Annotated in this window: 24 protein-coding genes, 1 pseudogene and 1 riboswitch; of the genes and pseudogenes, 10 read left to right on the top strand and 15 right to left on the bottom strand. The window is 63.8% G+C overall.

Translation table 11 applies throughout. The features are described from left to right. Positions 1-118 precede the first annotated feature (118 nt). On the bottom strand, positions 119-1669 hold the full coding sequence (locus tag FMZ75_RS02505) for an NAD(P)H-hydrate dehydratase (protein ID WP_166141195.1): 1551 nt from the start codon (positions 1667-1669) through the stop codon (positions 119-121). Positions 1670-1823: 154 nt separating this feature from the next. Next, positions 1824-4064, bottom strand: coding sequence for a multicopper oxidase family protein (locus tag FMZ75_RS02500; RefSeq protein ID WP_166141194.1), 2241 nt, complete (start codon positions 4062-4064; stop codon positions 1824-1826). 165 nt (positions 4065-4229) lie between these two features. On the opposite strand from FMZ75_RS02500, the gene recQ reads away from it, so the two are divergent. The 3 genes and pseudogenes from recQ to FMZ75_RS02485 all read left to right on the top strand — a co-directional run bounded on the left by recQ (position 4230) and on the right by FMZ75_RS02485 (position 6968). Then, positions 4230-6035, top strand: a complete 1806-nt coding sequence (gene recQ, locus FMZ75_RS02495) for a DNA helicase RecQ (protein ID WP_166141193.1) — start codon at positions 4230-4232, stop codon at positions 6033-6035. After that, positions 5924-6316, top strand: a pseudogene (locus FMZ75_RS21450) (PepSY domain-containing protein); the annotation flags it as partial. The gene recQ and the pseudogene FMZ75_RS21450, both read left to right, overlap by 112 nt. A 448-nt stretch (positions 6317-6764) precedes the next feature. After that, positions 6765-6968 (top strand): TonB-dependent receptor, encoded by a 204-nt coding sequence (locus tag FMZ75_RS02485; RefSeq protein WP_166141192.1) that lies wholly within the window; start codon positions 6765-6767, stop codon positions 6966-6968. 4 nt (positions 6969-6972) lie between these two features. Here the strand turns inward: FMZ75_RS02485 and cysG are convergent, their stop codons facing one another. From cysG to thiC, 9 genes are all read right to left on the bottom strand, one after another. Then, positions 6973-8379: a siroheme synthase CysG gene (cysG, locus tag FMZ75_RS02480; RefSeq protein ID WP_166141191.1), complete on the bottom strand. Its 1407-nt coding sequence runs from the start codon at positions 8377-8379 to the stop codon at positions 6973-6975. 202 nt (positions 8380-8581) lie between these two features. Further along, on the bottom strand, positions 8582-8980 hold the full coding sequence (locus FMZ75_RS02475; protein WP_166141190.1) for a cytochrome c-554: 399 nt from the start codon (positions 8978-8980) through the stop codon (positions 8582-8584). Between the two features lie 166 nt (positions 8981-9146). Next, the gene (locus tag FMZ75_RS02470) at positions 9147-9770 is read right to left on the bottom strand and encodes an alpha-ketoglutarate-dependent dioxygenase AlkB (protein WP_166141189.1); all 624 of its coding nucleotides are present in this window, start codon (positions 9768-9770) and stop codon (positions 9147-9149) included. A 32-nt stretch (positions 9771-9802) separates the two neighbouring features. Then, the gene (locus tag FMZ75_RS02465) at positions 9803-10423 is read right to left on the bottom strand and encodes a 2,3-bisphosphoglycerate-dependent phosphoglycerate mutase (RefSeq protein WP_108918584.1); all 621 of its coding nucleotides are present in this window, start codon (positions 10421-10423) and stop codon (positions 9803-9805) included. Positions 10424-10462: 39 nt separating this feature from the next. Then, complete coding sequence (gene dapB / locus FMZ75_RS02460) at positions 10463-11278, bottom strand: 4-hydroxy-tetrahydrodipicolinate reductase (protein WP_166141188.1); 816 nt, start codon at positions 11276-11278, stop codon at positions 10463-10465. A gap of 106 nt (positions 11279-11384) precedes the next feature. Further along, a complete protein-coding gene (mog, locus tag FMZ75_RS02455; RefSeq protein ID WP_108918582.1) occupies positions 11385-11927 on the bottom strand; it encodes a molybdopterin adenylyltransferase in 543 nt (180 codons plus the stop codon). Between the two features lie 331 nt (positions 11928-12258). Further along, the gene (locus tag FMZ75_RS02450; RefSeq protein WP_108918333.1) at positions 12259-12501 is read right to left on the bottom strand and encodes a hypothetical protein; all 243 of its coding nucleotides are present in this window, start codon (positions 12499-12501) and stop codon (positions 12259-12261) included. Between the two features lie 214 nt (positions 12502-12715). Further along, positions 12716-13678 carry a tetratricopeptide repeat protein gene (locus FMZ75_RS02445; RefSeq protein WP_166141187.1) on the bottom strand — a complete coding sequence of 321 codons (963 nt, stop codon included), beginning with the start codon at positions 13676-13678 and terminating at the stop codon, positions 12716-12718. A 55-nt stretch (positions 13679-13733) separates the two neighbouring features. Continuing rightward, positions 13734-15566: a phosphomethylpyrimidine synthase ThiC gene (gene thiC, locus FMZ75_RS02440; protein WP_166141186.1), complete on the bottom strand. Its 1833-nt coding sequence runs from the start codon at positions 15564-15566 to the stop codon at positions 13734-13736. 71 nt (positions 15567-15637) lie between these two features. Further along, positions 15638-15739: riboswitch (TPP riboswitch) on the bottom strand. 228 nt (positions 15740-15967) lie between these two features. On the opposite strand from thiC, the gene FMZ75_RS02435 reads away from it, so the two are divergent. Next, on the top strand, positions 15968-17293 hold the full coding sequence (locus FMZ75_RS02435) for an OmpP1/FadL family transporter (protein WP_166141185.1): 1326 nt from the start codon (positions 15968-15970) through the stop codon (positions 17291-17293). A 54-nt stretch (positions 17294-17347) separates the two neighbouring features. On the opposite strand, the gene FMZ75_RS02430 is transcribed toward FMZ75_RS02435, so the two are convergent. From FMZ75_RS02430 to FMZ75_RS02415, 4 genes are all read right to left on the bottom strand, one after another. Next, complete coding sequence (locus FMZ75_RS02430; protein ID WP_108918329.1) at positions 17348-18439, bottom strand: Mrp/NBP35 family ATP-binding protein; 1092 nt, start codon at positions 18437-18439, stop codon at positions 17348-17350. Positions 18440-18565: 126 nt separating this feature from the next. Beyond that, positions 18566-18877 (bottom strand): hypothetical protein, encoded by a 312-nt coding sequence (locus tag FMZ75_RS02425; protein ID WP_108918328.1) that lies wholly within the window; start codon positions 18875-18877, stop codon positions 18566-18568. A 98-nt stretch (positions 18878-18975) separates the two neighbouring features. Continuing rightward, positions 18976-19188: a hypothetical protein gene (locus FMZ75_RS02420; RefSeq protein WP_108918327.1), complete on the bottom strand. Its 213-nt coding sequence runs from the start codon at positions 19186-19188 to the stop codon at positions 18976-18978. Then, a complete protein-coding gene (locus tag FMZ75_RS02415; protein ID WP_166141184.1) occupies positions 19185-20153 on the bottom strand; it encodes a hypothetical protein in 969 nt (322 codons plus the stop codon). The genes FMZ75_RS02420 and FMZ75_RS02415 overlap by 4 nt, the downstream gene beginning before the upstream one ends. A 435-nt stretch (positions 20154-20588) precedes the next feature. Between FMZ75_RS02415 and FMZ75_RS02410 the strand changes: the two genes are divergently transcribed. The 6 genes from FMZ75_RS02410 to FMZ75_RS02390 all read left to right on the top strand — a co-directional run bounded on the left by FMZ75_RS02410 (position 20589) and on the right by FMZ75_RS02390 (position 24245). Further along, the gene (locus FMZ75_RS02410; RefSeq protein ID WP_166141183.1) at positions 20589-20963 is read left to right on the top strand and encodes an integrase arm-type DNA-binding domain-containing protein; all 375 of its coding nucleotides are present in this window, start codon (positions 20589-20591) and stop codon (positions 20961-20963) included. Positions 20964-21094: 131 nt separating this feature from the next. Then, positions 21095-21787 carry a site-specific integrase gene (locus tag FMZ75_RS02405; protein WP_166141182.1) on the top strand — a complete coding sequence of 231 codons (693 nt, stop codon included), beginning with the start codon at positions 21095-21097 and terminating at the stop codon, positions 21785-21787. A 713-nt stretch (positions 21788-22500) separates the two neighbouring features. Next, positions 22501-22632 (top strand): hypothetical protein, encoded by a 132-nt coding sequence (locus tag FMZ75_RS21860; RefSeq protein ID WP_255461768.1) that lies wholly within the window; start codon positions 22501-22503, stop codon positions 22630-22632. A gap of 33 nt (positions 22633-22665) precedes the next feature. Next, the gene (locus tag FMZ75_RS02400) at positions 22666-23670 is read left to right on the top strand and encodes a DUF2806 domain-containing protein (protein ID WP_166141181.1); all 1005 of its coding nucleotides are present in this window, start codon (positions 22666-22668) and stop codon (positions 23668-23670) included. Positions 23671-23679: 9 nt separating this feature from the next. Continuing rightward, entirely contained in the window at positions 23680-23958 is a 279-nt protein-coding gene (locus tag FMZ75_RS02395; RefSeq protein ID WP_166141180.1) for a hypothetical protein, read from the top strand. Positions 23959-24032: 74 nt separating this feature from the next. Next, complete coding sequence (locus FMZ75_RS02390) at positions 24033-24245, top strand: hypothetical protein (protein ID WP_166141179.1); 213 nt, start codon at positions 24033-24035, stop codon at positions 24243-24245. The last annotated feature ends 296 nt before the right edge of the window (positions 24246-24541 follow it).

The following is a 24541-nucleotide window of genomic DNA, read 5'->3' as shown; positions in this document are numbered from 1 at the left end:
GCGCGTGAACGTGTCGTTGCGACGACCGTGCGAATGCGAGACGACGATGCGCACTCCGCCGTCACCCGGCGAAACGCGCGAATGCGCGCATCGTTTCCGCTTCTCTCTATCTAGGGAGCTAGGGCTGAATCGAAACCAGCCGGCGCCAAGCCGCCGGCAGGCGATCGATAATATCGTCCGCGATGAGGCCGGCGCCGAAATCATCCGCCGCGGCGGCGTGCATCCACACGGCGCAGGAGGCGGCGGCGAAAGGCTCCATGCCTTGCGCCAGCAGACCCGCGACAATGCCGGTGAGAACGTCGCCGGAGCCGGCTGTGGCGAGCCAGGGCGAAGCCTCCGCCAATATGGAGGCGCGCCCGTCCGGCGCGGCGACGACAGTGTCCGGCCCTTTGAAAATCACGGTGGCGCCGATATCGCGCGCGGCGTCGCGCGTGCGTTCGAGCTTGGAGATGGGCGCGCCGCTGATCGTGCGCTCCCAGCGCTGGCCGTGAAAGAGCCGCGCGAACTCGCCGCCATGCGGCGTCAGCACGACCGGGCCCGGCGCAGCGCGAATCGCCTCGCGCAGACGATCCGGCGCGAGCGCGAAGCTGGTCAGCGCATCGGCGTCGAGCACGGCCGCGCGGCGCTCCTTCGACGGCGCGAGCGCGGCCTCGACCAGAGCGCAGCTCGCCTCGCCGACGCCGAGCCCTGGCCCCAGCGCGACGACATTCTTGCGCTTGTCCTCGAGCAGAGCGGCAAGCCCGGCAGGCCCGTCGGCGACGCGCAGCATCACCGCGGTCAGCGCCGGCGCGTTGATGGCGAAAGCTTCCTGCGGCGTCGCCAGAGTGACGAGCCCGGCGCCGCCGCGCAGCGCCGCCAGCGCCGAGAGCCGCGCCGCGCCCGTATGCGAGGCGCCGCCCGAGACCACCACCGCATGGCCGCGCGCATATTTATGGCCCTCGACGCTCGGCAGGCGCAGAGCGTCGCGCCAGGCGGCGGGCTCGTTGACGAAGGTCTGCGGCTGGATCTTCTCCAGCACATTCGACCTTATGCCGATATGGGCGCAGGAGATGGTCCCGCAGCGCAGCCGGCCCGGCAGCAGCAGATGCCCGCATTTCAGCCGGAAGAAAGTGACCGTCGAATCGGCCTGCACGGCGACGCCGCGAATGGCGCCGCTGGTGCCGTCGACGCCGGACGGAATGTCGATGGCGATGATCTTCTGCTTGGTCTCCTCGCGCCAAGCGTTGAGGCGCAGGATCAGCTCCGCCGTCGGCCCGTCCAGATCACGCGCGAGACCGGTGCCGAACAAAGCGTCGATGACGAGATCGACGCCTTTGAAATCGCAAGTGGCGGCGTCCTCGACGCGGCCGTCCCAGCTCGCGGCGGCCAAGCGCGCGTCGCCATTGAGCGTGTCCGGCGGCGTGAGCGCGGCGACGCGCACCTTGAAGCGCTGGCTGCGCAATATGCGCGCAGCGACATAGCCGTCGCCGCCATTATTGCCCGGCCCGCACAGCACCAGCACGCGCCGTCCCGCCGTCTTCACCAGAAAGGCGGTGGCGGCCGCGGCTATGGCGGCGGCGGCCTTCTCCATCAGCGCCATGCCGGCGACGCCGCTCTCTATGGTGAGGCGGTCGGCGCGCGCCATTTGCGCTGTGGTCAAAAGTTCGGGCGGATAGGGTCCGAGCGGCATGGCGCGATGGTGGGCGAAACCGCCCCGCTCCGCAACGCCTTTTCCCCGCTACGGCGGAAACCCGCGCTTTTTTGACGCGTTTGCGCCAGCGGGGCGGCCGGGCGTCTCGCCTCGAGAGCGCGGCGCCCGAATCGGCGCCGCGCCGAGGCGAGGCTCAGGGCGCGCCTTGGGGCTGCACGTCGAAATGCAGCATCATGCCCATGTCCTCATGCTCCACCAGATGGCAATGATAGGGATAGACGCCGGTATAGCCGCGCGGGAAATGCACGAGCAGCTCGACCAGCTCGTTGGATTGGATCCGCACAGTATCGTGCCTTACGACGCCATCGAAATCGAGCCGCCGCTCTATGCGCGCGAAGACCGAGTTCTCGGCGGCGTCCTTGCGCAGGCGGAAACGCCGCAGCACGACGAAATTCACCAGATGCATGTGAAACGGATGCATATCGGGCACGCCCTCGGCGAGATGCGCCTGATTATTGCCGATATTGGCGACATACCAGCGCTCATAGCTGCCCTCTCGCGGGCGGATGACGGCGCGCCCCGCCGCCGGATTGTGCCGATAGAGATGCGCGTAGCGATAGATGGGCGGATAGCCGGCGGGATCGACATTGTCGGTCGCGAGCGGCCATAGCGGATCGGCGTGACGCGCCGCATGGGGCGGATTGGGATCGGCGGGCTCGAAGAAAAAGGCGCGCGAGACCTGATAGGCGACGCCCGCCGCGGGCTGGCCCTCCTCCCAAGGCGTCGCCAGCTTGGCGTCGAAGGGCACGGTGAAGGCGCTGGCGTCGCCTATGGGCGCGGTGGAGGGCCGCAGCTCCCACATTTGCGTGTCGCGCCAGGGTCCGCCGGTGATCGGGCTGACCGGCTCGACATCGGCCTTGCCGGCGGTGTCATTCATCAGCAGCACGAAGCGATTGCGCACCACGGACGCATCGGCGTTGGCGCGCGTCAATGCGGGCTTGCTGGCGTCCCAGCGGAAGCTCTCGTCATCGGCGTAGCGCAGCAAAATCTTGTCGAGCGTGACGCGATCGAGCGGCGGCTGCGTCACGGCGTGATGCGCCGCCGGCGCAGCGGCGCCCCCGGCCCCATGCGTATGCGCGGCGTCGACGATGCGGAACTCCATCACATTGGCGAGCGGCAGATCGGCATGCGGTCCGTCGCTCTTTTGCGTGAAGGCGATCGCCTTCAGCGCCTCCGGCGTTCCCGGCGCGAAGACGGAATTGGCGTCGTTCTGAAAGATCGGCTCCTGCTCCGGCTGCGCCGGGTCATAGCCCGCGATCGACAGATTGACGAGATGGAGAGAGCCGAGAACGTCATTGTCGATTTGCGTGAGATCAAGCAGCACGTCGAGACGCTCGCCCGGCGCCAGCAGCAGATAATCCAGCTCCTCGAGCTTCTCGCCGCGGCTGAACAGGCCGCCGTCATTGCCGATGGCGGTGAGAAGATCGCCATACCAGATCTTGCCGCCGATCTTGCCGTCGGGATCGGCGAGCGTCAGCGCATAGCTGCGCGCGTTGGAGCCGTTGAGGATGCGCAGGCGATAGATCTTCGGATTGACGTGGGCGTGCGGCCACGGCCGGCCATTGACGAGAATTGTGTCGCCGAGAAATTCCGGCCGAATGAAGGAGCGCTTGCCGGTCGCCGGATCCTTTTGCAGCGGCACGCCCTTCAGATAGCTCACCCCGGCGCCGTCGGCGTTCAGGCAGCGGTCCTGAATGACGAGCGGCAATTCCTGCGTCTCGTCGCCGATGAGATGAAAGAGCTCCGTGTCCGAATTGTCGCGCACGAAATAGAGGCCCGCGAGGCCGGCGTGCACCTGCACCGCCGTATTGTCCATGCCATGATCGTGGAACCACAGCATGGCCGCGCGCTGGTCGTTGGGATAGCAATAGGAACGATAGGCCGGCATTCCATAAGGATTGCCCTCGAAGCTCGCCGGGCTCAGCGGCCAGCCGTCGGAATCCGGCCGCGCCTTGGCGCCGTGCAGATGGGCGACGACTCCGACCGGATAATTCATCGATTTATACTGGTCTATGTCCTCGGCGAGATCCATGGGCGGCGGATCGATCGGCGGCATGGCGAGCGAGCGCGCGTCGCCGGGCTTTTCCGCCGGCATGGAGCCGATTCGGTTGATCCAGACCACCTCGAGCGGGCGCCCGCGCGTGACATTGACGATGGGGCCGAGATAATTCTCCAGGCTGGCGGCGCGCTCCTGCGGCGAGCCCTGACGAATATAGCACCAGGCGTTGGGCGAAGCCGGCGCGGCGACCGCATCGGCATATTTGACGCTGCGCGCCTCGACCGAAATAGCGATCTTGCCCCAGCCGCCGGTCTGGCCGGCGCCGATGACGTCGAGGGCGGCGAGCGGCAGGTGATTGTCGAATTTCATGAGCATGAAACAAAATCCTCGAGAAGCAAGCAAATCGAACGCGAAACCGCGGTCAGGAGAATGATCGCCCATATTGTGGCGAACAATGTGACGGATCGTCTCCTTTGGCCGAAATCGGACTCCCGCCGCACCGCCCTCGCGCCCCGTCCCCCGGCGTGCTAACTCCTCCCCATGCCCTCCCTCCCCCCGCAGGCGCGCGCGCTGCTCAAATCCGTGTTCGGCTATGAGGACTTCCGGCCCGGCCAGGCGGAGATCATCGCCGCCGTGCTGGCCGGCGAGCCTGTGCTCGCCATAATGCCGACGGGCAGCGGCAAATCCATGTGCTATCAGCTGCCGGCGCTCGTCGACGGCAAGCTCACCGTGGTCGTCTCGCCGCTCATCGCGCTGATGCGCGATCAGGTGCGGCAGATGCGCGCCTATGGCGTGCCGGCGGCGACGCTCAATTCCATGAACGACGCCGCCGAGAATGACGAGGCGCGCCGCGGCATTCGCTCCGGCGAATTGCGGCTGTTGTTCGTCTCGCCGGAGCGGCTGGTCATGCCCGGCCTCATCGCCGAGCTGCAACGCGCCGGCGCAGCGCGCCTCGCCATAGACGAAGCGCATTGCGTCTCCGAATGGGGTCATGATTTCCGCCCGGAATATCGCGAGCTCGGAGCGACGGCGGCGACGCTCGGCGCGCAAGTCGTCGGCCTCACCGCCACCGCCGACAAGGCGACGCGCGCCGATATCGCCCAGCGCTTGTTCAAGACCAATCCGCATGTTTTTCTTCACAGCTTCGATCGGCCCAATCTGGCGCTCAATTTCGCCGCCAAGGACAGTCCGCGCCGCCAGCTGCAACGCTTTTTGGACAAGCATCGCGGCGAGAGCGGCATCGTCTATTGCTCCTCGCGCGACGCGACGGAAAAGCTCGCCGCCTATTTCGCCGAGCAGGGCCACGAGACCATTGCCTATCACGCCGGGCTCGAGCAGACGCTGCGCAATCGCAATCAGGATCGCTTCCTGCAAGAGGACGGAATCATCGCCGTCGCGACGATCGCCTTCGGCATGGGCGTCAACAAGCCGGACGTGCGTTTCGTCGCGCATGCGGACATGCCGTCCAGCGTCGAATCCTATTATCAGGAGATCGGCCGCGCCGGCCGCGACGGATTGCCGGCCGACACGCTCACGCTCTACGGTCTCGACGACATGGCCTTCCGCCGCCGGCAGATCGATCAGAAAGACGTCGCCGATGAGCGCAAGCGCATAGAGCACGACCGCTTCTCCGCCCTCGCAATGCTCTGCGAGACGCCCTCCTGCCGGCGCCAGACCTTGCTCGCCTATTTCGACGAGGAGAGCCCGCCCTGCGGACGCTGCGACGTCTGTCTCGGCCAGGTGCAGGTCTATGACGGCACGGTGGATGCGCAAAAGGCGCTTTCCGCCGCCATGCGCACGGGCCAGCGCTTCGGCGCCGGCTATCTCGCCGATATTCTCATCGGCGAGGCGAGCGAGGCGGTGCGCCGCAACGGCCATGACTCCATAAAGACTTTCGGCGTCGGCAAGGATCGCTCCAAGCAGGATTGGAGCGCGATCCTGCGGCAGCTCTTCGCGGCGCGCGCTCTGGCGAGCACGGAGCATGGCGGCTTTCACCTGACGCAAAAGGGCGAGGATATTCTCTTCGGCCGAGCGCAGATTTCGCTGCGCCGCGATCCGCTGACAGCGAAGGCGCCGCGCGGCAAGCGCGGCGAGGCGCCGCGCGCGACGCCGCTGGACGAGCAGGAGGAGCGCGTGCTGGCGGCGCTGAAGAAAAAGCGCCTGGAGCTGGCGCGCGACGCCGGCCTGCCCGCCTATATGGTCTTCCCCGATCGCACGCTGATCGAGATGGCGTCGCGCCGCCCGGCGACGCTCGACGAGATGCGCCGCGTGCAAGGCGTCGGCGAGCACAAGCTCGCGCAATATGGCGACGCTTTCCTCGAGGCGCTGTCCGACGCGCTGCGCTGAGCCGACCGACCGCATTATCGACGAGATCGGCGACGACGATCGCGGGTCTTCTGACCGGCCGGCGCTCCGGCAACACGATCACCGCTCGGCTCGTCGCTCTGCATATGGCGAGCGTGTTCGGCCTGCCCTATCGCATCTTCGTCTGCGCGCTCGGCCTCGTCATCGCCATGCTGTCCGTCACCGGCGTCTATATCTGGTGGAAGAAGCGCGCGCAAAGCGCATTCGTCCGCGCACGACCTCCAGAGAAGTCTCGCGAAAGTATCATGACAGATTGGCGATAGGAGTCGAAATAGAGTGCGTTATAAGAGAGCGGCTGCTCTGTTCGGGGCGAGCGTCGTCGTGAGGTTCATGTGAGGTTTCGTTCCGACGCCTATTCTCCGGCGACGCGCGCAGAACCATTGTTTTTCTCGGCTCTGAGCGAAGGGCGAGGCGCGCTGTCGAACGCGCTTTCATCCTATCGTCTGCGTCGAAGCCTGCGCGACATGGCGATGATTTCGGTCTTCGCGCTACCGGCGCTCGCTCTCGGCGAAGAGCAGACGGAAGATAGCGCTACCGCGCAGGCGCGCGCGCGAGACGACGCCAAGAACAGCGGCGCGCCCAAGGCGAAGAGTCTCGGCAAGGACGTCGCGGGCGTCTTCGTCAATGCGTCGGTCGCCGATTCCGGCTATTCGCCGGGCTTCGTGATGCGCGGCTTTCCCGGCGGGCTCACTCTGTTCGACGGCGCCGCGCATGGCTTCAGCACGCAAGACGTGGCGCAGCCACCTCGCGCCGCAGCAGATGCTCGGCGCCACGCTCGGCTATCGTTTCGACGAGCATTGGAAGCTCGATGTGAGCGCCAGCAATCTCACCGATCGGCTGAATTTTACTTCCGGCGGCGCGCTCTTTCGTGGCGAGCCGCGCTCGATCTCGGCGACATTGTCGTTCAAATATTGACGGCTCAGCCGCGCAGCGTCGCGCCGATCAAAACGAGGCAAGGTCCTTCGAGCGTCTCCTGCGCGACGCGCTGCGGCAGATCGCCGATCGTGCCGGCGATGATGCGCTGCTGCGGCGTGCTGGCGCGCTCGACCAGAAAAGCCGGCGTCGCAGGGTCCATCCCTTCCTCGAGCAGGCGCTTCGACAGAGCGGGAAGCGTGCGATTGCCCATATAGACGGCCGTCGTCGCGCGGCTGTCGGCGAGCGCGCGCCAATCTATGTCCTCGGGGAATTTGCCGTCGCTCGTATGCGCGGTGACGAATTGCACGCGGCGCGCTGTGTCGCGATTGGTGAGCGAAACTTCGAGCGCCGCCGCCGCGGCGAGCGCCGCCGTCACGCCGGGCACGATCTCCGCCTCGAGGCCGGCGGCGCGAATGGCTTGGATCTCCTCATTGGCGCGGCCGAAAATCATCGGATCGCCGCCCTTGAGGCGCACGACATTCTTGCCTTCCTTGGCGAGCTTCACCAAGAGAGCGGTGATCTCCTCCTGCTTCACCGAAGGCGCATAGCCGCGCTTGCCGACATTGATGCGCACCGCCTCGCGCCGCGCGAGATCGAGCACGGCGGCGGGCACCAGATCGTCGAAGAGAACGACATCGGCGCCGACCAGCGCGCGCAACCCTTTCAGCGTCAGCAACTCGGGATCGCCCGGCCCGGCGCCGACCAGTGTGACGCGGCCCCGCGCGGAAGCTTCGTCGGCGCGGCGCGTCTCCTCGAGCAGAGCGTCGAGGTCGCTGTCCTGCGGCGCATGTTCGATGCGCGCGAAAGCCTCGCGCGTAAAACGCCGCCAGAAATCGCGGCGCGCGAAAAAATCGAGCCCCGAGGCCATCACGCGCGGACGCCATGCGCGCGCCGCTTTCGTCCAGGCGGAGAAGCTCGCCGGAATCAGCGTCTCGACGCGGGCGCGCACCGCCTGTGCGAAAGCCGGCGCTGCGCCGCTGGTCGAGACGCCGATCACGAGCGGAGAGCGATTGACGATGGCGCCCATCAGAAAATCGCTGAGCGCCGGCCGATCGGTGAGATTGACGGGAACGCCATGCGCCTTGGCGGCGTCGCGGAACGCTTGCGCCTCGGCGTCGTCCTCGATGACGGCGAGCGCCATGGCCGCGCCGGCGAGATCATCGGCGCGCCAGCCACGCACGATCAGCGTGAGATGCGACCGCGCCGCGGCGACCGCCTTCAGGCGCGGACAAGGCTCCGTCGCGAAGACATCGACCTGCGCGCCAGCCGCGGCGGCGAGGTCCGCCTTCCACGCCGCGCCATCGGAGCCGCCGGCGACGACGACGCGCCGCCCTTCGAGAGCGTAGAACACCGGCAGGGTCGCGAGTTCCTGCATCAGCTCGGCTGGGACTTCGTCTGGCTTGCGCGTCAACTCGGCTCTCTCTCCACGCTGTCATCAGGTTTCCGGCCGAGCGTTCGGCGCCTCCCCCACTCCCCACTCGCGGGGAAAAGGAAAGCGGCGAGCGCAGCGCGAGCCGGTCGGAAACCATATCACGAGGGCATTTAGCCTCTATCCGGCAAAAGAAAAAGCGGCCCGCGAGGGCCGCTTTCGCCAACCGAACGAAAGATTCGGATTACTTCTTCTTGCCGTCCGCGCCGAACTGGCTGAGATAGGCCCAGACATTGTCCTGGTCCGCCTCGGAGGCGAGGCCCGGGAACACCATTTTGGTGCCGGCGACCTTGGCCTTCGGATTCTTGACGAACTCCTTGAAGGCGGCCTCGTCCCAGGTGATGCCGGAGCCCTTGAGCGCGTCGGAATAGGTGTAGCCCTCGACCGTAGCGGCCTTGCGGCCGTTGATGCCGTTGAGCTCGGGAGCGACGGCGTTCTTCGCCGTCTCGCCGACTTGGTGGCAGGCCTTGCACTTGTTGAAGACCTTCTCGCCCGCCGCGGGATCGCCGGCGGCGATCGCCTGGCCGGCCGTGGCGACGTAAGCGACGCTCGCAGCGAGCGCCAGTTTGGAAATGATATGCATCCTCGTTCCTTTCCTCGAAGCGTCGTCCCCTGGGAACCGACTGTCTTGGTCTTTCCGGCCCCAGGCGTGACGCCAGCGCCGATCGTTCATCCCGCGGCCGGGAAACTATATCGGAGCGCTATTGGTGACAATATGCTCCGCTCGCTGAACGCAGCGTGAAATCTCATTATGTAACGCGGCGCAGCGTCAGATTTATGCGTCCGCCCGCGGAAAAGAGCGGCGAGGCGAGCTTCGGCGCGAGTTCCGGCAGCAGCCGATCGACGCCGTGAAAGCGCAGCCGCGCCGGCCCGCCCAGCGTCAGCACATCGCCCGACGACAGCGCGAAGACGCGCGACGAATCGGAGCGCCTCGCGCCGCCGAGACGAAATCGGCAATCGGCGCCGAGAGAAACCGAGAGGATCGGCGCCGAAAAATCGGCCTCGTCGCGATCCTGATGCAGTCCCATTCGCGCATCCGGCGCATAGAAATTGACGAGGCAGGCCTGCGGCGGATGCGGATGCTCGGCCAGCGCGGCCCAGGCGTCGAGCAGCATTTGCGGCATGGGCGGCCAGGGCGCGCCGGTTTCGGGATGGCGCGCCTCATAGCGATAGCCGCGCGACTGATCGCTGAGCCAGCCGAGCGGACCGCAATTGGTCATGCGCACGGAGAAGGGCTGTCCCGTGCGTGGCATGGTCGGCGTGAAAAAAGGCGCGGCGGCGATCACGCTCTCCAATTCGCGCAGCAGCGCCGTCTGCGCGGCCTCGTCGAAATAGCCGCGATAGAGGCGAACGCCCGGCTCCATCTCCGCCATGATCGCTCCCTCGGACGCGGAGCGGCCGCGCGTCACCGGTCGAGCACTTCCTTGGTCGCGACGGTCGAATCGGAATTGAGCCGATAGACGATCGGCACGCCGGTGGCGATCTCGAGCGAGGACACAGATTCGGGCGTCAGCCGATCGAGCACCATGGCCAGCGCGCGCAGCGAATTGCCATGCGCGGCGACCAGCACGCGCTCGCCGCGCATGGCGCGCGGCAAAATCTCCTGGCAGTAGAAGGGCAGCACGCGCGCCACCGTATCCTTGAGGCTCTCGCCGCCGGGCGGCGCGACGTCATAGGAGCGCCGCCACAGCCGCACCTGCTCCTCCCCCCATTGCTGGCGCGCCTCGTCCTTGTTGAGGCCGGAGAGGTCGCCGTAATGGCGCTCGTTCAGCGAGCGGCTGCGAATGACCGGCACATCCTTCTGCCCGAGCTCCTGAAAGACGAGATCGAGCGTATGCTGCGCGCGCAGCAGCAGCGAGGTGAAGCCGATGTTGAAGCGCAGATCCATGCGCTTGAGCTCGCGTCCGGACCGCCGCGCCTCGTCGATCCCCTTGGGGGTCAGATCGGGATTCTTCCAGCCCGTGAACAGGTTCTTGGCGTTCCACTCGCTTTCGCCATGGCGGAGGAGGACGAGAATACGGTCCATGCGGGCTATGTCCCTCGAATCGAACGATGCGGCGCGCGCTCAGGCGCCGGCGAGGCCGAGCACATCGGCCATGGAATAGAGGCCGGCCGGCCGGCCTCGCGTCCAAAGAGCGGCGGCGATGGCGCCGCGCGCGAAAATGCCGCGATCCTCGGCGCGATGGGCGAGCTCGATGCGCTCCCCCGCCCCGGCGAAAATCACCGAATGCTCGCCCACCACAGTGCCGCCGCGCAGCGAGGCGAAGCCTATGTCGCCCTCGCGGCGCGCGCCGGTGAGCCCGTCGCGGGCGCGGGCGCTATGCTCGGCGAGGGAAACCTCCCGCCCCCGCGCCGCCGCCTCGCCCAGAAGCAGCGCCGTGCCGGAAGGGGCGTCCACCTTCATGCGGTGGTGCATTTCGACGATTTCTATGTCCCACGCCGGGCCGAGCGCCTTGGCGGCGCGCTCCACCAGCACGGCGAGAAGATTGACGCCGAGGCTCATATTGCCGGAGCGCACCACGGGAACGCGCTCGGCCGCCACGGCGAGCGCAGCGAGATCGTCGCTCGAAAAGCCGGTCGTGCCGATGACATGGGCGACGCCCTGCGCCGCAGCGAGGCCGGCCGCCGCCACTGTCGTCGCGGGCGTCGAAAAATCAATGGCCACATCGGCGGTCGCCAGCGCGGCCGCCGCATCGGCTGAGAGCCGCACGCCATTGGCGGGCCGCCCGACCAGCAGGCCGGCGTCCTCTCCGAGGACGAGCGAATTGGGCGACACGACCGCTCCGGTCAGCGCGACCCCTTTCGTCTCGCCGGCGGCGGCGATCAGCATCCGGCCCATGCGGCCGGCGGCGCCGACGACGACCAGCCGCACATCGCTCATGACGCTCGCCCCCCTTGAATCCGCGCGGCCTCACTCGGGCCGGCGGCCAGTCTATACAGCCCCGATGCGCGAAAGAGAAGGGGAGACGCCCCACCCGATCGGGCGGCTATTTGCCTTTCGGGCGGAAGGCGACGACGCGCGCCGGATCGGTCTCTATATAGGCCGCGCCGATGAGATCGAGACAATAGGGCACGGCCGGCATCACGGCGTCGAGGCACAGCTCTATGGCGGCCGGCTTTCCGGGCAGGTTGATGACGAGGCATTTGCCGCGATGCGCGGCCAATTGCCGCGAGAGGATGGCGGTCGGCGTCTGCGCCAGCGACACTTTGCGCATCAGCTCGCCGAAGCCGGGCAATTCGCGCGGCGCCGCGGCCAGCGTCGCCTCCGGCGTCAGATCGCGGGGAGAGGGTCCTGTCCCGCCCGTGGTGACGACGAGGTCGCAGCCGAAATTGTCGGCGAGTTCGATGAGCGTGTCGCGCACGCTCTCGAAACCATCGGGGATGAGCCGCCGCTCGATGCGGAAGGGCGTCGTCAGCACCTTCTCGAAATAGGCGGCGATGGCCGGTCCGCTGATGTCCTCATAGACGCCGGCGCTGGCGCGATCGGAGGCGGTGACGACGCCGATGACGGCTTCCTGCTTTTCTGTCATGCCCCGCACAATAGCGGGTCCGGGACGCGAGACAACCGAAAGCTCCGTCGATTGTGACGGGGCGCGGCGCTCGTTTCGAATTGCGCTCGTTTCGAATTGGGGGGGCGGCCGTCCATCGCGACATCGGCTGTGATGCAGCGATTTATGAGATGCTCGAACATCGACGCGCGACGGCCGATCGATGCGATGTCCAGATGGACTCTAAAATCCGCTCGACAGGGTCCGAGACGATGGACGCCGTCCTGGGCGCGCGAAATATCGCGCGCCCGGCGGCGTCACGATCGCGGCAGCGGGAGACGCTCCCGCCGAATTCGCGTCGATTCGATAAGGATTATTCCTTCACCGAAGCCGGCTCGCAGCCGCACTTCGTGTAGCAGGCGTCCTTGTCGGACTTCGCCTTCTCGATGGAAGCGGGGGTCGACGAGAAGCGATTCTTGATGGAGACATATTCGAAGAAGCACTTGTCGACGCAGACGCCCTTCGCATCTTCATCCTTGATGTCGCAACCGGCGAAAACCGGACCGACCATGCCGAGCGACAGAGCAGCGGCCGTCACAATGGCGCGAATGTTCATTTGCCGTTTCCCTCTTTTGGACGCAGGGAGCATTTGTCCCTTATTTTGTTACAGGGCGCATCGTCCCGCGGGCAAATAGGCTGTTTTCGCTGCGCCTGTCAATGTAATTGACAGTTCTTTGGCGCCGATGTGAACAGAGCGAGACGCGCGCGGCAGGCCGCTATTTTTGCAATGCAGCATGAGACTTTGGGCGCCTCGGATTTGGCGCGCCTCTCTATCGCGGCGGAGAGGCGCTCGATCCACGAAGATATTCCTTCGCCGGTTCATGACCGCGCTTCGCCGCCTCTTCGATCCAGGTGAGCGCGAGCCTCTCGTCGCGCGCGACGCCATCCCCGTTTCGATAAGCGACGCCCAGATTGAACTGCGCCTGGGCGAAGCCTTGCTCGGCCGCCCGGCGGAACCAGTCGACGGCGCCGAGCGCGTCTTTTCGCCCCATCGTTCCGCTGAAAAGGCAATTGCCGTAATTATATTGCGCGGCGTCCAGGCCTTGCTTCGCCGCTTTCTCGAAAATCGCGCAGGCCGCTCGGGAATCTCGCGCGCCTCCATCGCCGGCCGCCATCATCACGCCGAGCGCGTTCAGCGCGTGCGCATCGTCGCGCGAGGCGGCTTCGCCCAGCCATTTCCGCGCTTTCACGCCATCGCGCGCGACGCCGTCGCCCTCATAGTAACGTCTGCCCAAATCTCTTTGCGCGCCCAAATGTCCGCGCTCTGCGGCCTCTATGAGCCAATTGATCGGATCACGACGATCGCAGGCGACGCCGCGTCCTCGCGCGCACATTTGCGCCAGATTGTATCGCGCATCGACGCTTCCTCTTGCCCAGGCGAGAAAGAACCATTCGGCGGCGGCCTCGTCGTTCGGATCGACTCCGTTCCCCTGCAGATAGAGAACGCCAATATTATAGGCCGCGACCGCATCCCCCTGATCGGACGCTCGCCGAAACCATCTCATCGCCTCGGAGAAATTCTGCCGAGGCCCGCTCTCGAGATAAAGGGCGCCGAGTCGAAACTGCGCGTCGACGTCGCCGCCCTCTGCGGCCCGCTCCAAAGCGGCCAGCGACGCCGCGTCGTCTCGCGCGGCTTTCGCCGCCAACGCCGCTGCGGCGGCGTCCCCCATGCCGACGTCCGCGCCGGCAGGCGCCGAGAAGATCACGAGGAAAAGAATGACAACAAGTCGCATGTCGAAACGCCGCCCGCCGCCGCGACCGTAGAATCGAACGAAGCGCGCGACAAGCTCATTCCGCCACGTAGATTTTTGCGCCTTTCTCGAGAAACTCCGCGCTCTTCTCGGCAAAGCCCTTGTCGCGCTCGGCGATGGCGGCTGCCTCCTCGCGCAGATCGCGCGTGATCTGCATGGAGCAGAATTTCGGCCCGCACATGGAGCAGAAATGCGCGAGCTTATGCGCCTCCTTGGGCAGGGTCTCGTCATGATAGCGGCGCGCCGTGTCGGGATCGAGCCCGATGTCGAACTGATCCTCCCAGCGGAAGTCGAAACGCGCTCTGCTCATCGCATTGTCGCGCTCTTGCGCTGCGGGATGGCCCTTGGCGAGATCGGCCGCATGAGCCGCGATGCGATAAGTGATGACGCCGGTCTTCACATCCTCGCGATCCGGCAGGCCGAGATGCTCCTTGGGCGTCACATAGCAGAGCATAGCCGTGCCGAACCAGCCGATCATCGCGGCGCCGATGGCGGAAGTGATGTGATCATAGCCGGGCGCTATGTCGGTGACGAGCGGCCCGAGCGTGTAGAAGGGCGCCTCACCGCAATCGCGCAGCTGCTTTTCCATATTCACTTTGATCTTGTGCATCGGCACATGGCCGGGGCCTTCGATCATCACTTGGCAGCCCTTGTCCCAGGCGATCTTGGTCAATTCGCCGAGCGTCTCCAGCTCGGCGAATTGCGCTGCGTCATTGGCGTCGGCGATGCAGCCCGGACGCAATCCATCGCCGAGCGAGAAGGAGACGTCATAGCGGCGCATGATGTCGCAGATCTCGTCGAAGCGCTCATAGAGGAAGCTCTCCGAATGTCGCGAGAGGCACCAGCGCGCCATGATCGAGCCGCCGCGCGAGACGATGCCGGTCACGCGATCGGCTGTGAGCGGCACATGGGCGAGACGCACGCCGGCGTGAATGGTGAAGTAATCGACGCCCTGCTCCGCCTGCTCGATCAGCGTGTCCTTGAACACCTCCCAATCGAGCTTGGTGGCGTCGCCGCCGACCTTCTCCAGCGCCTGATAGATCGGCACTGTGCCGATCGGCACGGGCGAATTGCGGATGATCCAGTCGCGGATATTGTGAATATTGCGCCCGGTGGAGAGGTCCATCACCGTATCGGCGCCCCAGCGGATCGCCCACACCATCTTCTCCACCTCCTCGGCGACCGAAGAGGTGATGGCCGAATTGCCGATATTGGCATTGACCTTCACCAGGAAATTGCGGCCGATGATCATCGGCTCGGCTTCCGGATGATTGATGTTGGCAGGGATGATGGCGCGCCCGCGGGCGATCTCCTCGCGCACGAAATCCGGCGTCACGAAAGCCGGAAGCGCGGCGCCGAAGCCCTCCCCCGCCTCGATCCGCTCCCCCGCCTGCGCGAAGGCGCGCTCGCGGCAGAGATTCTCGCGATGCGCGACATAGATCATCTCCTCGGTGACGATTCCGGCGCGCGCGAATTCGAGCTGCGTCGCCGGCGCCGAGCCGGCGGCGCGGCGGATGGCGCGCGGCGCGGGACAAGGCGGAACCAGCCGATCCTCGCCGACGAAGCCATTGTCCTCCGGCCTCACCGCGCGGCCGTCATAGGCCTCGAGCCCGGCGCGGCTCTCGAGCCAGCGGCGCGCCGCCGGCAGGCCGGCCGAAAGATCGGGCGTGAAACCGGCGCAGCTATAGGGGCCGGAAGGATCGTAGACGCGCAAAGGCGCGGCGCCGGCGGATGGATGAAGGGCGATTTCACGCACGGGGACGCGAATATCCTCGCGGCCGCGCGGGGAGGAATAGAGCTTGCGCGAGGCGCCGATCGGCCCGGTGGTCACGCTCTCAGGAGTCGTGGGGCGTTTGTCCTGCACGTTCATCGTCGCGCTCCCTGCTTGGACGGATGGGCGGCGGGCGACGAAGTCGGGCGCGCCGCTCCGAAAAATCGGATGACGCGTCCTGCTGGCCTTCCCTCGCGCCGGCATTACCCGGATCAGGTTCGATGGGTGCTTCTCAGCCTCTCCTCAGCGGAGCGGCGCCCCTCGCCATCGGCCAATTTTATCCGCGGCCTCGTATCGCGGCAAGCCCGCAGGCCGCGGCTGTGGCAAAAACGTGACAGGCCCCGAAATATTCACGGGCGTCCGGGCGATAGCGCTGTCGCGAGCCCCTCGCTCTGATAGGGTCGAAAACAATAGTGAGTCGTGGGATACGAACGCCGCCGGGGTTGCCGAGTGCTGCTAAATGGCGTGTGAACGGCGACCGATCTGGGGCGGGGCGATAAATGAGCGGATATTCCTGGCGTAATCTCGTCTCGACGGCGGCTCTCACAGCCTCGCTCGCGACTCCGGCGCTCGCCGCGGACGGCTATTTTCTGATCGGCTATGGTCCGCGCCAAAAGGCGCTGGGCGGCGCCGGCGTCGCCGATTCGCGCGAGTCCATGGCGCTTTCCGTCAATCCGGCCGGCATCGTCGATCTCGAGCGCCAGATGCATCTGGGCATAAGCGCCGTCATGCCGGAGCGGGGCTATTCGACCGAAGGCCTGCCCAAAGTGGTGGCGCCCGGCGACATTCGCAGCGGACGGCCGATCTTCCCTGTGCCCAACAGCGCCTATGTCTCGCCGATCGACGCCAATTCGTCCTGGGGCACGGCCTCCTACGGCAATGGCGGCATCGCCACTTCTTTCGATTTCGGCCATTATCACCCGCCGTTGGGCGGCCCCTTCGGCGGCGGCTACGCCGGCGTCAATCTGGAACAGTCTTTCACCAGCTTCGCCTATGCGCAGAAATTCGGCTCGCTGGCGATCGGCATAGCGCCGACGCTCGCGGTGCAGATGATCAATCTCCAGGGCCTCAAATCCTTCTCGCCCTATTCGAGCGACATGTATCGCCTGTCCGACAATGGCTACGACTGGTCCTTCGGCGGCGGCGTCCGCTTCGGTATGCAATGGCGCGTGACCGATCAGTTTCGTATCGGCGCGGCCGCCTCGACGCCGATGTTCATGACGCGCTTCGCCAAATATGCGGGGCTTTTCGCCGATGGCGGCCGCTTCGACATTCCGGCGTCGATCGTCGCCGGCGTCGCCTATGACGTGACGCCCGACCTCACCGTGATGGCCGATTGGCGCCATATCTTCTATTCGGGCGTCTCCTCGGTGAGCAATCCGAGCTTCCCGGTTCTCTATCGGACCCTCGGCTCTTCGAATGGCCCCGGCTTCGGCTGGAAGGACACGGATTCGGCGTCCTTCGGCGTCGAATGGCGCGTCCAGCCCGGCCTCGCCCTGCGCCTCGGCTATCATTATGCGACCAATCCGATCCCGACGGACAGCGTGACCCTCAACCTGCTCGCGCCGATCATCAATGCGCATCATGCGAGCGCCGGCCTGAGCTACGCCATCACAAAGAATTCGACGATCGATCTCGCCTTCGTCTATGGCTTCAAGAACAGCGTCCGCGGGCGCGAGGCTCTGCCGCAGACGCCATCGACGCCGTTCGGCGCCTATAATCAGGCCGCCAATGTCAATCTCTGGCTCCGCGGAACCGAAGTCTCCATCGGCTGGAACTACAAGTTCGACCTCGGCGACGATTCCTTCATCCCGACCCATCTCTGACAGGGGGCTCGCGAGGCTCCGCCGCCTCAGCGGACGGAGCCTCTGTTCGGGCGATCAGCCGACGACGATTTTCGGCGGCGCGCGACGCGACTGCGTCTCCAGCAAATTCTTCACCTTGGCGGCGAGTTCCTTGTAGATCGCCGCATGGGGCCCGTCCGGCGCGGAGGCCACGACCGGCGTGCCGGCGTCCGAGGTCTGGCGGATGGCGAGATCGAGCGGCACCTCGCCGAGGAAAGGCACGCCCAGCGCCTCGGCGTCCTGCCGCGCTCCGCCATGCGAGAAGATGTCGGTGCGGCCGCCGCAATGCGGGCAGAGGAAATAGCTCATATTCTCGATGATGCCGAGAATGGGCGTCGAGACCTTCTGGAACATGGCCACGCCGCGGCGCGCGTCGATCAGCGCCAGATCCTGCGGCGTCGAGACGACGACCGCGCCGGCGAGCGGCACTTGCTGCGCCATGGTCAGCTGCGCGTCGCCGGTGCCGGGCGGCATGTCGACGACGAGCGCGTCCAGCTCGCCCCAGGCGACCTCGCCGAGCATCTGGCCGAGCGCCTGCGCCACCATCGGCCCGCGCCAGACCATGGGCACGTCCTCCTCGACGAGAAATCCTATGGACATGATCTTGAGCCCATAGGCCTCGAGCGGAATCATCTTGTTGCCGACGACCTCCGGCTGGCCCTTGAGGCCGAACAGCCGCGGCGCCGAGGGGCCGTAGATATCGGCGTCCAGAAGGCCGACGCGCCAGCCCTGCGCCGCGAGGCCGAGCGCCAGATTGGCGGAGGTTGTCGATTTTCCGACGCCGCCTTTGCCCGAGGAAACCGCGACGATATATTTGATCTTCTCGATCGCGGCGATCGTCTTGCGCTGCGGCGCCTGACCCGGAGGCGGAGCGGCGGGCGCCGGCGCCCGCTCGGCGGTCAGCGTCACGATCGCCGACTCTATCCCCGGCACGGTCTTCACGGCGCCCTCCACGGCGACGCGCAGCACCTCGAGCTCCTTGGCCCGCGCCGGATCGCCGGTGAGCGAGACGAAGGCCTTGGCCCCCGACACATTGACTCCGCTGACGAGGCCGGCCGCGACAATCGATTTGCCGTCTGGACCGGCGACGCTCTCCAGCGCTTTCAAGACTGATGCTTCATCGGCCACTGTCTTCGCCCTTTCGCACGAACCCGCATCCGACGCCCTCGCGAGGAGGGCGTCTTTTGGAAGCGTTCTACGCAATCGGTATGCCGATATTCGGCCGATGCGTCTACGGGTCCGCGCGAAGCGGCGTCACGCCCGCTGCTTCTGAACGAGAGCGTTGCGGATGAGGCCGACGATGGCGGTGACGATCGCGCCCGACACGCCGCCGCCGACGAGCTGTCCGGCGAAGACGGCGATATCGAAGCCGCCATTGCCCGCCGCGCCGGCCAGCGCCGGAACGAGTGAGGTGAGTATGGAGCCGCCGCCCGCGCCGCCGAGCGCGCCGACAATGGCGTTCGCGATGGGGCCGAGATCGAAATTCTTATTGGCCTTGGCGACGCCTGAGCCGCCGGCCGCGCCGGCGAAGAGCTGGATAATGAGATTGATGAGCGTCTCCGACATGGGCTGCGCCTTTCGTCCACGGTTAACGACCGTAACGAACTCGCGCGCGGCGGGAGATAATCAACCCTGGCGCAGCCGCCGAGCCGCCCAGCGCCTTTTCAGCCCGCCTTCTTTTTCTGTCCGCCTGTGCTCAATCGCTGGAAAATCCCGGGCATCATGAAGTCGGCGCGGTCACGAATGAGCTTGCTCGCCTCGCTGGCGTCCTGCGCGCTCGCCCGGCCGGCCGAAAGCCGATGCATCCTGCTCCCGATTTCCCGGTCGAGTGTTTCCAGGTCCGGCTTCGGCCAATTCTGAGCCAATGGTTTCTTCATGACTCGATCGCCTCTGTTCGCTCGCATTGAAGATCGGCAATTTTCGCGACCATGGCAAGGGCGTTCGCGAGAATCCACAACGGCTCGACCGGATCGCTCGCCCGCTCGTCCTCACCTCGCCGAATCCAGAACCGGCCGGGCACATCGCTGGTCGCGACGACGACCCCGATGATTTCATCCGCGCTCGCCCCGATGGGAATGGAAGCGATCGAGCGATATCTCGCGAGGTCTTCCTCGCGCCGATTCGGGTCCGGACCGTCGAACAAGGCCCTCGCCTCCGGCCCCGACGTATCGCCGGCGACGATTTCTCGACGCGTCTGAAAAGCTATTCCGACATGCCCCTCACCCGGCTTCCAGGATCGATGCGGGGCCATCTCCTCGACGCGCATCGGCCTGCGGCAGACGGCGCATTGCAGAAGCTCTCTTTGAAAAGAATAGATATAGATCGCGAAGTTCCAACGATCGGCGTTCATTCCGAAGAGGATGTCCTTTTCGGATACGACGATGTCCAGCATCATGCCGAATCGTCGGCGCTGCTCGTCTTCGTCTCCGGCGCCGGCGACGAGGACGCTTTCCACGACCTCACGCAGCGCGGCGGCCGTCGAATAGAGTCGCGTAAACCACTCGAAATCGACACCGAGATCGGCGATCTGCCGATCTCTCTCATCGACGAGATCGGCGAGCGCGTCGGCGCGCTCTATCGCATCGGCCGCGCCTTCGTCGACGATTTCCAGCACGCCGCCGCCGACGAGAACCAAAACGCCGCCGAATATCTGAAAACTATACAAGAGCCATTTGTGGTCGGCTTCGACGAGATTGGCCGAGGCCCCCATTATGGCCGCGATGAAGCCGCCGCCGATCACGAGACCGATCTTTATGCCTTTGCGCCACTTCGAAAATCTCGTGAGGCTGCCGATGGTCCGCTCTTTGAGCCATTTTCGGTGATCCGCAATATTCGACGTCATAAAACGGCTTTCGAGAATATGACTGCTCGCCCAACGCGCGGAAGAGTAGCGTGAGCGAAGCCGAATGCAAGCATCCGCCGCTGTTCGACGCCCGAGCGAAGGCGCTTCGATACAGATTCCAGCGTCGCGCGGGAGCGAGCGGCCGGCCATCCGCCGACGCGTTCCTCGGCGAGCGACGACCCGAAGCGTCGCAGCTCTGAAACGAGCGGTAGCAACATCGAATCTTATAGTTAAATGGTCGGAGTGGCGGGATTCGAACCCACGACCCCTTGTCTCCCAGTCTCATTTAATCTCCCGAGCGCAGCCGACAGCAGCCGTAATATGCTGTTTTTTAGCCATTAATCGGCACGCCTAGCCTCCCTTCGTCGGTCGTCGTTTGGAGATTTCTAACCCATGGGTTAAATCTGCTCCACATACGACAAGGGGCCTAAAGCCATGGGCGAAAAGCTATCGGAAGCATTCATCAAAGCCTTTGCTCTGCCGTCCGGCAAAGATCGCCTCGAGATATCGGACGAAGGGTGCCGGGGGTTGCGCCTGCGAATCAGCCCGACCGATCGGACGTTCTATTTCTTCGGCGCTCCGAAAGGATCGACCAAACCCCAGCGCGTGAAGCTCGGACGCTGGCCCGACATGAAGCTGAAGGAAGCACAAGCCGCCTGCGCCGCCGTGCGCGCCAAGGTGATTGCGGGGGAGCGTCCGCCAGCTCCGGGCGAGACCGGGAGGGTCAGACGTTCGCCGAACTCGTCAATAAATATGTCGATTGGATCAAGCCGCGGAAGAAATCATGGGAGGCCGATAAGGCGCTCTTGACGAGGGCAGTAGCGGAACTGGGCGAAAAGAGACTGTCCGCCATGCGGCGGCCCGACCTGTTCGGCTTTCTGGACGGGATAGCGACGACGTCCCCCGTGAGCGCAAATCGTATACAGGCCTGCCTACGGACTATGCTCGGCTTCGCCGTCGAGAACGATCTCATAGGCGAGAACTTGCTCGCCGGGGCCAAACGACGGGGCGGAACGGAACGGTCGAAAGATCGCGTCCTGTCTGACGCCGAGGTCAAAGCTCTGTGGGAAGCCCTAGAGACGAGCGTCGGGCCATCTATCAAGCTCGCCCTGCGGACCATTCTATTGACCTGTGCGCGCCCTGGGGAGGTCGCCGCCATGCGCCGGGACGAATTAGACCTCGACGCCAAAGATGGCGCTCTCTGGACGATACCGGGTGACAGGACGAAGAATGGTCGCCTGCATGTGGTCCCGCTCTCTGCGACGGCAGTCGCCTGCATACGAGAGGCAATGGCGCATAGCGATAAGATCGGCGGTGGCGTCTATGTCTTCTGTTCGCGATATGAGGCCGCCGAATCGATAGCGCGGCACAGCATGTCGCAAGCCGTCAAACGCATCATTGCCGCGATGAATGAGGCAAAGCCGGACTCGGCGAAACCATTCTCGCCTCATGATCTCCGGCGGACAGGTGCGACGCTCGCACGCGCCGAAGGTGCCGAACGTGACGCCGTAAGCGCACTTCTGAATCACACACGCTCGGACGTTACCGGGGTTTATGATCGCTACGACATGCTCAAAGAGAAACGCGAGGTTGTCGAGCTGTTAGCGAAACGCGTGGCGCGCATCATCGGATAACGTCGAGCGCCCGACCCCGCACGGCTATCAAACCTCGCAAGCGAAGTTAGCAATATCAGGCACTTGCAGCCTCGAATGCTGAAGTCAAAAGCGCCTCTTCGTGATTAACAATATATTGTCGGATAATTTATTCAACATTGTTACGCTTGCCTTCGTCAGCAAATCGCGATCAAATCCGCGTGCGCTTGCAACAACAAAGGTGAAAGCATGAAGCGTTTGAGTATGCTCTTAAGATTGGCCACTGCTATAGCCCAACTTATTAGAAGCGTTTGGGCTCTGCTCGACATGGCATCAAAACACGCAATAAAATAGCGCAAGCTGTATAGCGATAGCAGAATAAAATCTGCCGGAAACGAAGTGTGATGTCGACAGGTCAAATCCGCCGATGTCACATACCCATTGGAGCATGACGCCGGCGTCCCTATAACCTTACGGCGTATGAGGACGAGCATAGCGACGTACTGGACAAACGGGCAAAACTCTTCAAGGCCCCACGACCAAGGCCGTCGAATGATCGAAACCTGAAAGCGTATTCCGGTTAAGCTCTGAGCAAGCCAACAGCCGAGCGACAACCATCGACCAGACTAAGAACTTATGCACAGAGGGTCGTCGGTCCCACGTAACCCTCTTGACGCCCTCGGAGAGTTGGCGGACATAAAGCGTGCCTTCGCAAGAACAGCCTTTCAACTTTTCTTGCTGAGGAGACCGACTCCATGAAAATCGCCGCCTACCTGTGTAAGCGTTTCGTCGAGTGGCATCGCCGCGTTGACTGGAAAAGGCTTGCTAGTGCGCTTGGCGCTGTGAAGCTCGCCTACGATCTTTTCCGGGAAATCCGCGGGAACTGAACCTTTCGTGACCAATCAAAGGTTGACGCTTCAATGTCCGATGAAACCAATCACATTCCAGAAAATCTAACGCCTGCCCTTCCGACGTTGAGCGACAAGCTTTCCACGTTACTCGGTTTCCAGATTCCGACGATACCGCTGCCTCAGACGGCAAGAAACCTCGACAAAGCGGTAAGCCGTCTATTGCTCGCCGGCTCGGACAATCTAACGGGTCGTTTTGAACGAGGCACGCTTATCCGTCAAGCAAAGACAAGCGCCGACCTTAGGTTGATCGAAGAAGCTTCCAAACGACTCCCAAATCGGCTTGAAACAAATAGCAACCTCGCGGAACGCGCACTCGAATTTTCGCTATCGGAAAGCATACTTAGACAAACAAATAGAGAGGAAATAGCCAGACTAGCAATAACTGATTTACACGAAAAATGTCCCAACCAAACCACCGACGCGCCGACAGAAATAGATGACGACTGGTTAAATGAATACAGCCACCTATCGGAGAAAAAGGGGTCTGCCGACATTCAAATGTTGTGGGCTCGCATTCTGTCTGGAAAAATCAGAAACCCACAAAGTTTCAGCCTACGCTCGCTTCACTTACTATCAATGATAGATACACGAGATGGAAACATAATTCACAAAGCGTTATCATATACCATATCATCGAATTTCATTTTCACGTCACCTAATTTCAAAGACATTAATATATTCATAGAATGCGAAGATAATAACGTTCTATCTGGAACATCTGGGTTCTTACACACAAATTATAAAATACCGGCAGCTCCGGCCCCCATTCTTTTTAAAATGAGCGGAACTTTTTTAACAATCACATCACCGACAGAACGTGAATTAGATATTCCCTGTTATCCTCTTTCTCGTTTCGGAATAGAGCTACTGTCATTGTCAGCAGCATTCGAACGAAACATAGATTACGAAAATGATTTCATCATTTTTTTAAAGGCGAACGGAATAACGAACGTTACGCGCACGTTGTTGAAATCAGACGGAACCATTGACCCAAGCTCTATACGGGAAGTCTGAGTACGCTAGATGAATCGTTTTTCCACTTCGATGGCCCATTCTTTTATCGTGGAAATAGTCGCGCCGGCCCGTCAGCATAAAGGCCAGCGCGTCAATCGCCACCGTGACTTTCCCTATCGCGTGATAGAGCACGCCGAACGACTCGACGCGCGCCGTCTCTTGGCACAACATCTCACGACATGCGCCGATCGCCTGAAGCACCTTTTCCTTGTTTATAAAGGCGTCGAGCGCGTTGAACGCCGGACCATGGGCGTGGCTCCCCTTGCCTGTTCTGCCTTCGTTCTATAACATGCCGACCTCGTTGTGAAGGCGTAGACGCGCCGACGTTGTATTCGAACGGCCAACTGCGGAAGGTCGAGCCAATGAGCGAATGGGTTGTCAGATACTATGATTTCGATCTGCGAGACGTTGTGTCGTCTCGAGAACTGGAAAGCAAAGAGAGCGCGATAAGTCGCGCGGCCGCAATGAATATGCGTGAAGGCGAGCCGAGGGCGATCATTGGGCCGAACAACACCACGATAGAAGGTGCCAAACTCGACAAGCTTTTGGCCGCCGCGCGCGAACGGATACGTTGAGCCGAGAGGCGCTCTTACGCCCCCTGCCCTTACACTCTTGTCACGCAACCTCGCGCGACTGCAAACCTAGCCCCTGCCTCCAAGCGGCTAAAGTGAGACGCCGTGCTCCCCGCCCTGGGGCGAGGCGACGTCGCCGCGAGCCCTCGTCGTCGCCAATAATTGCACGCGACCCCGCGGCGTCTCTGCGTAAGCGCCGTCGCGACCCCATTGATTCTTTGGGTTCGGAAGGATTTTCGGATGTGAGATTCTTCGGAGGGACAGCCATGTCTCTGGAAGGATCCGAAGATGAACGAGAA

It is taken from the genome of Methylosinus sp. RM1 (assembly GCF_011378635.1).
Lineage (GTDB): Bacteria > Pseudomonadota > Alphaproteobacteria > Rhizobiales > Beijerinckiaceae > Methylosinus > Methylosinus sporium.
Note: the sequence above shows the minus strand (reverse complement) of the source record. Positions and strands in the feature narration are given on the sequence as shown.